We start from the raw sequence: 13,694 nt of genomic DNA on the forward strand, positions 1-13,694 counted from the left end.
TGCTGTGCGATAATGGCATGATCCCCGGCACAGGCCGAGGACGTCATTCACGTGCCTGACCAATGCGCTTGGGCAGGCGCCTTCCCATGAAGGAGCGCACACAGTGTCCGATCTTGATCAGGTCACGCTCAACGCCGGCGATAAGTCCGTCGTTCTGCCCGTCATCAAACCCACCCTTGGCAACGACTGCGTCGACATCGCGAAGCTGACCAAGGAAACGGGGTTTTTCACCTACGATTCCGGCTTCACCGCGACGGCCAGCTGCAAGTCCGCCATCACTTACATCGACGGCGACAAGGGCGTGCTGCTGTATCGCGGCTACCCGATCGAGCAGCTGTCGGAAAAGTCGAGCTACGTCGAAGTGGCCTACCTGCTGATCAACGGCGAGCGCCCGAGCGCCGAGCAGCTGAAGGCCTTCACCGATGAGCTGACTGCCGAAGCCAATGTCGACGACTCGATCAACACCCTGATCGGCAGCTTCGCCAAGGACGCCCACCCGATGGCCATCCTGGCTGCTGCGATCGCGCAGCTGTCGGCCATCTACCACGACGCGCTGGACCTGTCCGACGCCGAGCAGCGCCGCCAGGCCGCCGTGCGCCTGATCGCCAAGGTGCCGACCCTGTCGGCGCTGATCTACCGCCATGGCAAGGGCCTGCCCGCCAACAAGCCGGACACCTCGCTGGACTACGTCAGCCGCTTCCTGAAGCAGACCTTCGAGTCGGCTGACGGCCAGTACGATCTGAACCCGGATGTGGTCAAGGCGCTGGACCTGCTGTTCATCCTGCACGCCGACCACGAGCAGAACGCCTCGACCTCGACCGTGCGCCTGGTCGGTTCGACCGGTGCCAACCCGTACGCGTCGGTTGCCGCGGGTGTCACCGCGCTGTGGGGTCCGGCCCACGGTGGTGCCAACGAAGCCGTGCTGAAGATGCTGGAAGAGATCGGCACCGCCGACAACGTCGAGTCTGCCGTGGTCAAGGCCAAGGACAAGACCTCCGGCTTCCGCCTGATGGGCTTCGGCCACCGCGTCTACAAGAACTTCGATCCGCGCGCCAAGGTCATCGGCGAGATGACCAGCAAGGTGCTCAAGCAGCTGGGCGTGCAGGATCCGCTGCTGGACGTGGCCGTGAAGCTGGAACAGGCCGCGCTGCAGGACGAGTACTTCGTCGCGCGCAAGCTGTACCCGAACGTCGATTTCTACAGCGGCATCATCTACAAGGCGCTGCAGATCCCGACCGAAATGTTCACCGTCATGTTCGCCCTGGGCCGTACCTCCGGCTGGGTCTCGCATTGGCTGGAACAGCAGGTCGATCCGGAAATGAAGATCGGCCGTCCGCGCCAGGTCTACACCGGCAGCGATGTGCGCGACTACCAGGGCTGATCGCCCCGCGTAGGTTGTGCCGAGAACGCCCCGCATGCGCGGGGCGTTTTTTTTTTCTGCCGCCCTGGTGGGTGCCAACCAAGGTTGGCACGCTTTCGACACTCGCGAAAAACCATCCACGCATGGCGTGGATCCACTTGTTCCCGCCCTTGGTTGGCACGCTCCCCATCCACGCGTGGCATGGATTTACCGCGTTCCCGCCTTGGTAGGTGCCAACCTTGGTTGGCACGCTCTTCAACGCGCCAAGACCGCGTGATTTAGGGGTCTCATCAGCTTCACAAGCGCTCGCGCAGCCTCAGGACGCCAGCTGCATTCGCAGCACCTGAAATGGAGCGTCCATCCCGATGAGTACCCGATTCGACCCACCCGAGCGCGGCCCGCTCGGCGCTGACGTCGCCGCTGTCGTCACTGCCCCCATCGTTCCGCCCGCCAGCGAAAGCGCGGTGTCGTGGGGAGCCATCTTCGCTGGCGCCGCCGCCGCCGCTGCGCTCTCTCTCATCCTGCTGATCCTCGGCGTGGGCCTGGGGTTGTCGTCGGTGTCGCCCTGGTCGTTCGAAGGCGTCAGCAAGGAAACCTTCGGCTGGTCCAGCATCGCCTGGCTCACCTTCACCGCGCTGGCCGCTTCCGGCCTGGGTGGCTATCTGGCGGGTCGCCTGCGTACCAAGTGGACGCAGATCCACGGCGACGAAACCTACTTCCGCGACACCGCGCACGGCTTCGTGTCGTGGGCGGTGGCCACGCTGCTGACCGCGGGCCTGCTGACGTCGGCCATCGGTGGCGTGCTGGGTGCGGGCGCAAAGGTGGCCGGCGCCACTGCCGGTGCCGCTGCGTCCACCGTCGGCGTGGCTGCAGCCGGTGCCAGCGGCGCTGTGGCGGCTGCACCGGAAGGCGACCTCGACTATTGGGTGGATGCGCTGTTCCGCAGCACGACCCACGCAGGGCAGGCCGATCCCGCAGCGCCGCCGCCGGGCGCACCGATGGACCCGGATGCCGCGCCACCGCCGGCAGCGGGCGCCGGTCCACGCGACGCGCGCATGGCCCCGCCGCCGCGACCGGCGACGGGCAACGGTCCGATCGGCGATCGCCGCGAAGTGCGTGCCGAAGTGAACCGCATCATCGTCAACAGCCTGCAGGGGGAAGGCCTGGATCCGGCCGATACCCAGTACCTGTCACAGCTGATCGCGCGCGAGACCGGATGAGCCCGGCTGAAGCGCAGGCCCGCGTGACCGATGTGCAGACGCGCATGCGTGCAGCGCTGCAGAAGGCCAGGAATACCGCCAAGCAGGCTGCCGACGACGCGCGGAAGGCGACCGCCTACGCCGCATTGTGGCTCTTCATCACCCTGCTGATCGGCGCGTTCTTCGCCAGCCTCAGCGCCACCTGGGGCGGCCGCCGCCGCGACCTGTAATCCACCCTTCCATGCAAGGAGACCTGCCATGAAGATGATTCTGCTCTGGTTGCTGGGCGTGCCGATTCCGCTGCTGATCCTGTACGCGATCTTCTTCTGATCGCGCACCACCGCGCCGTGTCATCAGGCCGCCGAAAGGCGGCCTGATGCCATCCCGCAGACCCACGCCACGCGTGGATGCCCCACAGTAGAGTCGAGCCATGCCCGACTCTACAAACGCAATGCAATGAGGTTTATTGCATTCAAACAGTGAGGGAAATTGCATAACCCTCAAACATAGAGCGCCTTCAAAAATTCTCCTTAACGTTCAACGTTTTAGGAATGCTTGAATGGCCTGCATGGCAATGGATTTCTAACATTCTCTCCGTCGCCCGCACCCATCCCCGCGGGCGGCGCTTCCCTCCCTTTTCTCCTTGGGGAGGGGAGCTTTCAAATTCCCCCTTGTCCGAGAGAGACAATCATGCACGCCATTATCAAGAAGGCCGCGCTCGCTGCAGCGCTGGCCACTGCTTCACTGTCCGCGCACGCTGTTGAAACCAGGATCTCCGTCTACGCCGACGTCGATCCGACCCTGGCGCTGCTGCGCGATGACGGCACCCCGCTGCCGGACCTGGTCACGCTGACCCACGATCCGCTGCGCGGCCTGATTCCGGACACCCAGCGCGTCCGCATCCACTCCAACGATGAAGCCGCCGATATCGAGGCCCGTATCGACGGTCCATTCGTGCTGGCCAACGAGACCGGCGCCGTCACCGTGCCGATGACCATCAGCCTCAACAACCGCGCACTGGGTACCACTGCCATCGAGTACAAGGCGGCTGATCTGTTCACCGGCGCCGGCTCCACTCCGGGCGCCTCGATTTCGATGCCGTTGACCATTGCCCAGACCACGCCGGCGCCGATTGCCACCAAGGGCCGCTACGCCGGCATCGTCAGCGTCGTGTTGAACCAGAAGGCCACCACGCCGTAATCCCCGCGCGCCGGTCCGCACGCCGGGCCGGCCGCTTCTACAGCGGTACCCCCATGATTCGACACGCCCCCGCCGTCACTCGGCTGGCGGTCGCGCTCGCCCTGGCAATGGTTGCTCCCTTGGTGGCGGCCCGCGGCGTGCCCGCCGGTTTCGAGGATCTGGTCGATGGCCAGACCGAACAACTCGACATCCAGCTGTTCGGCCGCTCGGCCGGGCTGTCGCCGGTGCGCGTGACCCTGGAGCACGTGCAGCTGGAAGATCCTGCGCGCGTGCTGCAGGCGCTGGCCCTGCCTGCCGAAGCACAGGCCGCGTTGCTACCGGCGCTGTCGCAACCGTTGCCGCGCAACAGCCACCTGGCCTGCCGCTTTGGTGGCGCCACGGCGGGGTGCGGCTATCTGGACCCGCCCGAAGAGCCCACCGCGGCGCGCGCGCTGTACGACGAAGGCGAGGGCGCCGTGCGCCTGTTCGTGGCGCGGCAGTGGATTCCCGGCGAGCCGGCAGCGGAGCGTTACCACAAGGTCACGGCCAATGCCGAGAACGCCTTCCTGCACCAGCAGACGCTCAATGTGAGCGGTGGTCGCGATTACCAGGCACTGTCCGCGCGCGGCGTGGGCACGCTGGGCCTGTTCGACCGCGGTCATCTGTCCGCCGAGTGGTACTACACCCAGCAACGCTACCGCAGCCGAAGTGACGACGACTTCCAGTTCGACAACGTCTATTACCGCCATGACCTGGGCCAGGCGCATTACCTGCAGCTCGGGCGCATGGATCGCCGCAACCTGTCCAGCCCGCAGGGTGGCACCTTCAGTTTCAGCATGCTGCCGCTGGACCGTTTCCAGGGCGCGCGCGTGGGTACCACCCAGGCCTATGTGGACACCGATGCCGCCGTGCAGGCCACGCCGCTGACGGTGCTGCTGGCGCGCGACGCTCGCGTCGATGTGTTCGATGGCGAGCGGCTGCTGCAGACCTTCTACCTGCAGGCCGGCATCAACCAGATCGACACCCGCAATTTCCCGTTCGGCAACTACCTGGTGCGCATGCGCATCTACGAGGACGGTGTGCTGGTGCGCACCGAGGAGGCGCCGTTCGACAAGGGCGGCGACTGGACCAACAGCCAGTGGCAGTGGTTCGTGCAGGGCGGCCGCCGCAACGAGCGACGCAGCGATCGTTTCGACGGTGAGTCGGTTGCGGTGGCGGGCGTACGTGTGCCGTTGGGCCGCGATGCCGCCATGACTGCCGGCGCTGCCAACCTCGGCGGCCACAGCTACGGCGAGCTGCGCCTGGACCTGCGCCGCGTGCTGGCCACCCAGGAAATGCGCGCCTCGCTCAGCGGCATGCGTGGAAGCGATGGCAGCAATGGTCAGCAGCACCAGCTGTCATACCGGCGCAAGGCGTCGTGGAATCTTTACCAGCAGCGCATGCGCGGCAAGGCCTGCCAGTTCGAGGCCGATGCACGCGACCAGCTGGGCTGCACCAACTCACTCAGCGGCTCGGTATCGCTGCCGCTGGCCGGCGGCAACGTCTACGTGGGCTACACCCGGCGCCAGACCTGGCGCACCGGCTGGCATCGGCCTGAATTCGAGCAGGACCCGTTGTTCGGGCTGGATCCCTTGCTGCCGCCCGGTCCGCTGGAGCCGCGCCGCGAGCCCGTGCTCAGCCGGACCTGGCAGGCCAGCTTCAGCCGCAGCCACCGCTGGCAGGACTTCAGCGTGTACACGCGCGTGGGGCTATGGCAGCAGCGCAGCACCGACAGCGTGCGCGGCAGCAACGAGCGTGACCGTGGCATCTACTTCAACCTCAGCCTGACCCGCCTGCAGCGCAACCATGACAGCAGCGGCCAGCGCCGCTACGCGGTGGACGTGCGCCAGCCGCAGCATCAGCGCCCGGCCATCGACTACAGCGTGGGCCAGAGCCTGCGCCAGGACCGGGACACGCACTATCGGGAGCTGAACGCCGAACTGCGCGCCAACAACAACGATCGCTACAGCGCGTCACTGAGTGGCCAGCTGCAGAACGGCATCGGCAACACCACCGCCAGCATCGCGCACTATCAGCAGCGGGGGCGTGGCGAGACCGGCTACAGCGGCAGCCACAGCTCCGGCTTCGCACTGGGCCGTCGTGGTTTCTACTGGAGCGGTGCCAACGGCGCCGAGGCCGGCTTGGCCGTGCAGGTGGACGGTTTCGACGATGCCGACCTGCATGGCGTGGCCGCGGAATTGCAGGTGGGTGGGCTGCGCCGACAGCGTCTGCAGATCGGCGAGCGCCGGCTGCTGCCGCTGCAGGCCTATCAGTCGCAGCGCGCCGAAGTGCAGGATGCCAGCACGCTGGACAGCATCGCCGCGATCCGCGTGACCGGCGTGGGCGGTGCACGGCCGATGTTCCTCACGCCCGGCAAGCTGATGCGCATGCCAGTGCCGATCGAAGTGACCTACACCTTCATCGGCAACGCCAAGGACCTTGCGGGGTCGCCGCTGGGCGGCGCCCGCATCCTCAACGCGCCGGTGCCCGGCACCAGCGCCAACGGCAGCTTTGTTGCCGATTTCCCGCGCCGCGAAACAACGCTGTACCTGCTGCAGGACGACCGCCTGCTGCACTGCCCGTTGCAGGTGCGCGAGCGCCGCCAGGTGGTGCTGCTGGTCGGCGCCGTGCACTGCGAGCCGCTGGCCGTGGCCCAGCTGCCGCCCGAGATCCGCCAGCAGGCCCGCGTGACCCGCCTGCTGCAGGAACGCGCGTTGATTGCCGCCACGCCCCAGACCGCTGCTGCAGGAGGTACGCCATGAGCCGGCGTTGGATGTGTGTGTTGATGCTGGTGTGTGCGCTGGTGCTGGTGATGCCACGGGCGCGGGCGCAGTGGCCGCCGGAGACGCATCCGACGGACCAGAGCCGGGACATCGTGATGAGCTGGGATCGCTCGGCGGTACCGGGCGATGTGGAGCTGTGGGCGCCACGGACGGTGCTGGGGTTCAGTCACGACCTGGCGATTAAGTATGGGCAGATCCATGTGGTTTGTGGGTCTGCTTCTGATAGTGAGTTTGGGAAGTGCCCGACGGAAGGTGAGCTCGCCCTTGCATCGGGGACTTCAGAAGTGGTGCTGCGCTTTACGGAGCAACGGACAGGTCTGACATCCCAAGTGCGCACGATTGGAAGCATGCGGAGAATCATGTCAGGGCGGATCTGCGCAGGCGATTTCTGGCATGAAAGTTTGCGCCCCTTGCACTCAGCGTACTGGTTTCAATGCAGTGTGGGGATCCCAGATGAGCCGATTGGAACTGGCATCGAGCTGATCTTGCCTCAGTATGAAATCTCGCGACTCGTCGCAGGCCACTGGAAGGCCACGATGCGCCTGAACATCAAGGCCGATCCAACCGCACCACCAGTCGCCACAGCCACCTTCAACTTCGATTTCACCGTCACCGACTACGACGCGATCTCGATCTACTTTCCCGGCTTCGACGGCATTGCCCCACTGGTCAACATGGACCTGCGCTACGACCCCATCCGCAAGGTAGTCGGCGGATACAAGGAAGTGGACATGTGCCTGTACGACGGCGTGGGCTCGCAGAGCGAGTTCCTCGGCGTCACCGTGCGGGATAGCGGGCCGCGACCACCACCGGGGCGGGACTTCGCGGTCTGGCACGGGGACGGCGGCAGCGATGACACCCAGCGCCTCGACTACCAGGTCAGCCTGAAATACGGCGGCAACCGTCTGGCGATGAAGAACGGCGAAGAACAGCTGCTACGCGGTATCGACAGCGCGCAGTTGCGGCTGGTGATGCTGCCGGGCATCAGCCAACCCGTGTACTGCGTGCCCACGCCGCTGGTGCTGGAAACGCCGCCTACCCCCATCGCCAGCAAGCGGCCCGGTCTTTACGACGGCGAGCTGACGGTAGAGCTGCGCGTGCCGACCGCCAAACCCTGATCCCACGGAGCCTCATCATGAAGAAGCTGCTGTTCTGTCTGCTGCCGTTGAGCGCGCTGCTGGCGCCGCCGGTACATGCCAACCTCTCGATCCATCCAATGCGCGCGGCCGTCGATGGCAAACGCGGTACGCAGATCCGCGTCTACTCGCACTCCACCCAGCCGCAGTACGTGCAGGCACGCCTGTTGCGCATCTCGAATCCCGCCCAGGCTGGCGAGGAAGAGGTGGACATGGAGGCGGCCGATGCCGCGGTCGCCATCACCCCTGGGAAGTTCGCACTCAGTGGCGGAGGCAATCGCCTGATCCGGGTGATTCCGCTACGCAGCGTGGAGAAGGAAGTGGCCTACCGCGTCTACTTCGAGGGTGTCAGGGGACCGGACGGGACCCTGCTCGAGGGTGACGAGCAGGCGGCACAGGCCAACGTCGGCGTCAGCCTGGTCTGGGGTGCGCTGGTGAACGTGCTGCCCGCCAATGGCAGCGTGGATCTGCAACTGCAGGGCGACACCCTGCGCAACGTGGGGACCTTGCGGGTCGGCATCACAGGGCTGGCCGAGTGCACCGGCAGTGGTGCCTGCACGACCCACGACTTTGCCAAAAGCCTGTACCCGGATGCGGAGCTGAAGCTGCCGTTCCAGCCTCAGCCGGGCAACACCGTGCAGCTGCATTACCGCCTGTCCAAGGACGGCTACCGCGAGCACGTAACCACCCTGGCGCCAAGCGCCTGATCGTTCCTGGCCCCGCGCTGTGCGCGGGGCCTCATTTTCGATGTCCTGTTAAGGGAGAGAGCATGAACCACATCTATCGTCGTATCTGGAGTACCGCCAAGCAGTGCTGGGTGGTTGGCAGTGAGTTGAGTGCGTTGCGTGGGAAACCGCACGGTGGCGGAGCACGCTTGTCGGGAAACTGCGCTGTACTGGCTGCTTGTTTCTTCTTCCTGCCGCTGGCGCAGGCGATGGAGCCTGCGCACTGCGAGTCCGAGCAGACCGAGTGCGCCCCGGATGCTTCTGCGACGAACACGGTGCGCATGAATTCGTTGCTCAAGGCAACAGATGACCTTTCCCGCGCCGGTCTCCTGGCCGTAGGTGAGACGATCTGGGGTGACGGTATCAAGCGCAACGGCGATCACAACACTGCGTTTGGCTACCGCGTCGAGGTGACCGGTGGCTACAACACTGCCGTGGGTTCGAATGCACGCGCGCATGGTCTGGGCTCAACCGCGCTGGGCAACAATTCCTGGGGCAGCGGCGTCAACAGCGTAGCAGTGGGAAGTGGCGCGCAGGTCACCACCAATGGCGGCGTGGGTGCCATTGCCATTGGCGCAGACGCTCGTGCTGGAACGAGTGGCGTCTCCGGTGCTGTATCAATCGGCCATCAGGCGGTCGCTCGATACGATGGGGTGGCACTGGGGTACCGTGCCAATGCCTTGGCCTATAACTCGGTTGCCCTGGGAAACGGTTCCACAGCCTATGAGGACAATATCGTATCGGTCGGGAGTTCGAGCAACAAACGGAGAATCGTCAACGTTGCCCGCGGCAGTACGTCCTATGGGAGCACCGATGCCGTAACGGGCGGGCAACTGTACGAAACAAACCAGACTGTCAGCGCCATTGGAAGCGTGGCTGGCACCGCAAATTCGAACGCCAACACCGCGCTGAGCACCGCCAATACCGCCAAGTCGACTGCGGACAACGCCCTGCTCAGAGCCAATGCCCTGACTGGGCTGCTCAATCAGACGTCTGCGTCCGGCAACGTCCGCCTCGGCGCAAGCAACAGCGGCACCGTACTGGATGTGCGCAACAGCGCAAACGCCAGCCGTAAGATCACGGGCGTGGCAGACGCCACGCTGAGTACGACCAGCGCGGAGGCTGTGTCTGGCAAGCAGCTGAATGCCACCAACACCAATGTAGCGGCCGCACGGTCCGTCGCCGACTCCGCCAAGACCAATGCCGACAGCGCGCTGGCAAAAGCCAATGTGATTTCCGGCCTTCTGAGCCAGACGTCTGCCTCGGGGAACGTCCGCCTCGGCGCAAGCAACAGTGGCACCGTACTGGATGTACGCAACAGCGCAAACGCCAGCCGTAAGATCACGGGCGTCGCAGACGCCACGCTGAGTACGACCAGCACGGAGGCTGTGTCTGGCAAGCAGCTGAATGCCACCAACACCAATGTAACGGCCGCACGGTCCGTCGCCGACTCCGCCAAGAGCAATGCCGACAGCGCGCTGGCAAAAGCCAATGTGCTTTCCGGTCTTCTGAGCCAGACGTCTGCCTCGGGGAACGTTCGTGTAGGTGCAAGCAACAGCGGCACCGTACTGGACGTCCGCAACAGCGCCAGCGCCAGTCGCACGATCACGGGCGTGGCGGATGCCACGCTGAGCACGACCAGCACGGATGCTGTGTCAGGCAAGCAGTTGAATGCCACCAACACCAAGGTGGAAGATGCACAGCGCGCCGCAGACGCGGCAATCGCGCGCCTGAACGCATCCGCCCCGGCTATCGGGCTGGCGGCAGAGGCGGAGGGGAGCGGAAGCACCGCCAGCGTAGCGATGGGGCGCTCGGCGAAGGCCTACAACACCAACAGCATCGCAGTTGGTGCAGATGCTCGGGCCAGTGTCGACGCCAACGGTGACAAGAGCGCTGCCACCGGTGCAGTCGCTCTCGGTGCTGCAACGCGTAGTGGCAACGGCGCGGTGGCGGCAGGCCTGCGTGCTTCGGCAGTGGGCGATCGCGCCGTGGCCGTAGGCAATGATGCGACGGCCGCGGCGACCCATGCCGCCGCGCTGGGCTACAAGGCAGATGCGAGCGGCAATCAGGCCGTCGCCATTGGCCGGGAGGCCGCCGCATCGGGTTTGTATTCGACGGCGCTTGGCAATCTTGCAAAGGCGGGTGCCGAAAGTGCCATTGCGTTGGGCGACCGCGCCCTGGCATCGCACACGGGAAGTGTCGCTCTGGGCAACGGCTCCCAGACCACCGGCATCAATCAGGTCTCGGTCGGCAGCTCCAGTATCAAGCGCAAGATCGTCAACCTTGCGGATGGCGCTGTCAGCAGCAGCAGTACCGAGGCCATTACGGGCAAGCAGTTGAATGAAACCAACGGCCGGGTAACGACTGCACAGAATGCCGCCAACGGCGCGCAGACCACCGCCAATGCCGCACAGGTTGATGCCACCAAGGCCTTGGCTGAAGTCACCGTTCTGGGTGGGTTGGTCGGGCAGGTTTCGGCCACGGGGATTGTCCGCCTGGGTGAAAAGAACAGCGGCACCGTACTGGATGTGCGCAACATCGCGAATGTGAACCGTAAGCTGACCGGCGTGGCCAATGGTGCGATCAGTGCCAGCAGCTACGAAGCAGTAAATGGCAGGCAGCTCAATGCCACCAATGAGAAGGTGGTAGCTGTGGAAGGCATGGCTACCTCTGCGGCTGCGGATGCGACACTCGCAAAGGTGGATGCGGCCAAGGCGCTGGCCGAAACAGCGGTTCTGGGCGGGCTGGTGGCGCAGGTCTCCGCCTCTGGCGATGTTCGTTTGGGAGAGAAAAACAGCGGTACGACCCTGAATGTGCGTAACAGCGCCAATGCCGACCGGAAGATCAGTGGTGTGGCGGATGGGGGAGTTGACGCTTCCAGTAGCGAAGCTGTGTCGGGCCGCCAATTGTATACAACGAACAATCGAATTTCGGATTTGGAGAACGCCAATCTGTACGTGAGTGTGGGTACCGATTCGTTCAGCGAGCGGGCGGATGCGGCCTCGCTTGGGGTGGCAATTGGAGATTCTGCGAAGGCCGGAGCGGAGGGAGCCACAGCTCTGGGGGCATTTGCGAGGGCGCTGAGCAAGAACTCGGTAGCGGTGGGCCGTGGGGCTGGGGTATCTGGTGGTGCCGCTGATGGTTTTGCAATGGGGGCCGGCGCTCAGGTGCACGCAATCAGTGGGGTTGCAATCGGAGCAGGTGCTGTTGTCGAAGGCTCAGCGGCTGGCTCTTTGGCGTTGGGTGCAGACTCCGGTGCAGACGAGGCTGGAACGGCCTCTTTTGGAAATGCCACAACTCAACGTCGACTCACCAACATTGCCCGAGGCACCGCCGACCACAACGCCACTACCGTTTCTCAGCTCAATGACTCCCTCGCCACTCTCGGTGGTGGTGCAGGCATGGATGCCAACGGCAACATCATTGCCCCTACTTATGCAGTGCAGAGTGGAACTCAGGGCACCGTTGAGGACGCGCTGATGGCACTCGATGGCGCTGTCGTCACCGCAGGCCGTCGCGCGGACAAGGTGGAAGGCCGGCTGGGTTCGATCTTCCAGGATTCACCTTCGACCCGCGCCGACGGCATGAGCCAGATCGTGCTGAATGGCGTGAATGGCATGGTGCTGACCAACCTGGCTGACGGACGTGTGGCGCCGGGAAGCCGTGATGCCGTAACCGGCAGTCAGTTGTACGCCGCAGAGCAGAAGATCTCGCAGAATCGGAACGATCTGGAGGCGATGCGCAAGGAGCGGGAGGTGGGCGAGCAGGCAATGCGTGGATTGGATGCGAGCGGCCCGATCGATTTCGGCGGTGCGCGTTTGACTGGCGTGTCCGATGGTTCGGTTTCTGCGGATAGTCACGACGTGGTCACCGGTCGCCAGTTGTTCGGCGTCAGTGATCGGGTATCCAAGATCGAGCATCAGGGTCGCTTCCTCAAAATTGACACGGATCAGCTGAGCGAAGATGCCTTCGCTGGATTCTTGGGTGTTGCCATTGGTGACTCGGCTCGTACGCAGGGCGAGGGGGGCACGGCTGTCGGTTCGTTTGCCTCTTCGCTGGGCGTAAACTCTGTCGCTATAGGCCGTGGATCTTCCGTGTCAGCGAACTCTTTGAATGGCTTCGCGGTGGGGGCTGGTGCACATGTCGCGTCGACGAACGGAGTTTCAATTGGTGTAAGTTCGAGAGTTCACGCGGGCGCGGAGGGATCATTGGCCTTGGGCGTGGGGTCTGAAGCTACTGAGGCAGGAACCGCATCCTTTGGGAGTGCAGGAACTGAACGCCGCCTCGTAAACATCGCCAACGGCACCGCCAACCACAACGCCGCCACCGTCGGCCAGCTGCGCGGTGCACTCTCCGCCCTCGGCAGCGAAGTCGATGCCAACGGCAACATCGTCGGCCCCAGCTTCAACGTGCAGGGTCAGTCCCAATCCACGCTCAATGGTGCATTGGAAGCGCTCGACGGCGCAGTCGTCAGCACCACCTCGCGCGTGAACCAGGTCGAATCACAGCTCCGCTCCGTGTTCCAGGAAACTCCGTCGGTGCGTGCAGACGGCACCCACCAGCTCACCCTGGCCGGTGCCAACGGCATGGTCATCTCCAACGTGGCCAACGGCCTGATCGCGGCCGGCAGCCGCGATGCGGTCAACGGCGGCCAGCTGCATTCGATGCAGCAGCAGATCAACGGCCGCATGGATGGGCTGGAGCAGCGTATCGACGGTCAGCCGCAGGCCCGCGCCACGGCGGCAGCATCCACGCCTTCGCCATCCACCGAAGAGACCGCGCCGGCGCCGGAGACCGGCGGCTCGCCGCAGATCGCCTCAACCGGTGAAGGTGACAAGCCAGCCCCGCAGCCGAAGTCGAAGCAGGACGACACGCCCAAGCCGCAGGTCGATACCGCCGAGCTGGAGAAGATGCTTGCCCGGGCCAACGAGTACACCGATGGTGCGATCAGCAACTTCGAGCGCCGCCTGGACAAGATGGACAAGCGCTTCAACCGCATGGCGGCAATGAGCAGCGCACAGAGTGCGATGGCGATGAATACCGCCGGCCTGGCCACCTACAACCGCCTGGGTGCGGGCGTGGGTTACAGCGAGGGTGAGTCGGCGATGGCGGTGGGCTACCAGCGCGTGCTGAACGAGAAGGGTTCGGCCACCTTCAGCCTCAATGGTGCGTTCACCAACAGCGGTGAGCGCAGCATGGGCGTCGGCGTGGGCATCGGCTGGTAAGCCGTGCAGCCCCGGCGTGGTGCGCGTAATGAACCCCGCCGCGCCGGG

The 13,694-nt window shown here is 64.9% G+C and carries 6 protein-coding genes and 1 pseudogene; all 7 read left to right on the plus strand.

The genetic code is table 11. The annotated features are described in order from the left end of the window. Window positions 1-103: 103 nt before the first annotated feature. Window positions 104-1,381 carry a citrate synthase gene (locus E5790_RS14030; RefSeq protein ID WP_049440467.1) on the plus strand — a complete coding sequence of 426 codons (1,278 nt, stop codon included), beginning with the start codon at window positions 104-106 and terminating at the stop codon, window positions 1,379-1,381. A gap of 344 nt (window positions 1,382-1,725) precedes the next feature. Further along, window positions 1,726-2,789 (plus strand): annotated as a pseudogene (locus E5790_RS14035) (hypothetical protein). Window positions 2,790-3,249: 460 nt separating this feature from the next. Further along, window positions 3,250-3,759: a CS1 type fimbrial major subunit gene (locus tag E5790_RS14040; RefSeq protein ID WP_111206035.1), complete on the plus strand. Its 510-nt coding sequence runs from the start codon at window positions 3,250-3,252 to the stop codon at window positions 3,757-3,759. A gap of 53 nt (window positions 3,760-3,812) precedes the next feature. Beyond that, window positions 3,813-6,539 (plus strand): TcfC E-set like domain-containing protein, encoded by a 2,727-nt coding sequence (locus E5790_RS14045; protein WP_111206036.1) that lies wholly within the window; start codon window positions 3,813-3,815, stop codon window positions 6,537-6,539. After that, window positions 6,536-7,678: a CfaE/CblD family pilus tip adhesin gene (locus E5790_RS14050; RefSeq protein WP_111206037.1), complete on the plus strand. Its 1,143-nt coding sequence runs from the start codon at window positions 6,536-6,538 to the stop codon at window positions 7,676-7,678. Before E5790_RS14045 ends, E5790_RS14050 begins: the two co-directional genes overlap by 4 nt. Before the next feature lie 17 nt (window positions 7,679-7,695). Then, complete coding sequence (locus tag E5790_RS14055; protein WP_014648264.1) at window positions 7,696-8,403, plus strand: alpha-fimbriae chaperone protein; 708 nt, start codon at window positions 7,696-7,698, stop codon at window positions 8,401-8,403. 62 nt (window positions 8,404-8,465) lie between these two features. Further along, complete coding sequence (locus E5790_RS14060; protein ID WP_111206038.1) at window positions 8,466-13,646, plus strand: ESPR-type extended signal peptide-containing protein; 5,181 nt, start codon at window positions 8,466-8,468, stop codon at window positions 13,644-13,646. Window positions 13,647-13,694: the final 48 nt, after the last annotated feature.

Source organism: Stenotrophomonas sp. PAMC25021, assembly GCF_004795795.1.
GTDB classification, from domain to species: domain Bacteria; phylum Pseudomonadota; class Gammaproteobacteria; order Xanthomonadales; family Xanthomonadaceae; genus Stenotrophomonas; species Stenotrophomonas muris.

What these genes read in the sequence shown, in the direction of transcription:
- E5790_RS14040 (WP_111206035.1), top strand. Translation starts at nt 3,250, where the DNA reads ATGCACGCCATTATCAAGAAGGCCGCGCTCGCTGCAGCGCTGGCCACT.
- E5790_RS14045 (WP_111206036.1), top strand. Translation starts at nt 3,813, where the DNA reads ATGATTCGACACGCCCCCGCCGTCACTCGGCTGGCGGTCGCGCTCGCC.
- E5790_RS14050 (WP_111206037.1), top strand. Translation starts at nt 6,536, where the DNA reads ATGAGCCGGCGTTGGATGTGTGTGTTGATGCTGGTGTGTGCGCTGGTG.
- E5790_RS14055 (WP_014648264.1), top strand. Translation starts at nt 7,696, where the DNA reads ATGAAGAAGCTGCTGTTCTGTCTGCTGCCGTTGAGCGCGCTGCTGGCG.
- E5790_RS14060 (WP_111206038.1), top strand. Translation starts at nt 8,466, where the DNA reads ATGAACCACATCTATCGTCGTATCTGGAGTACCGCCAAGCAGTGCTGG.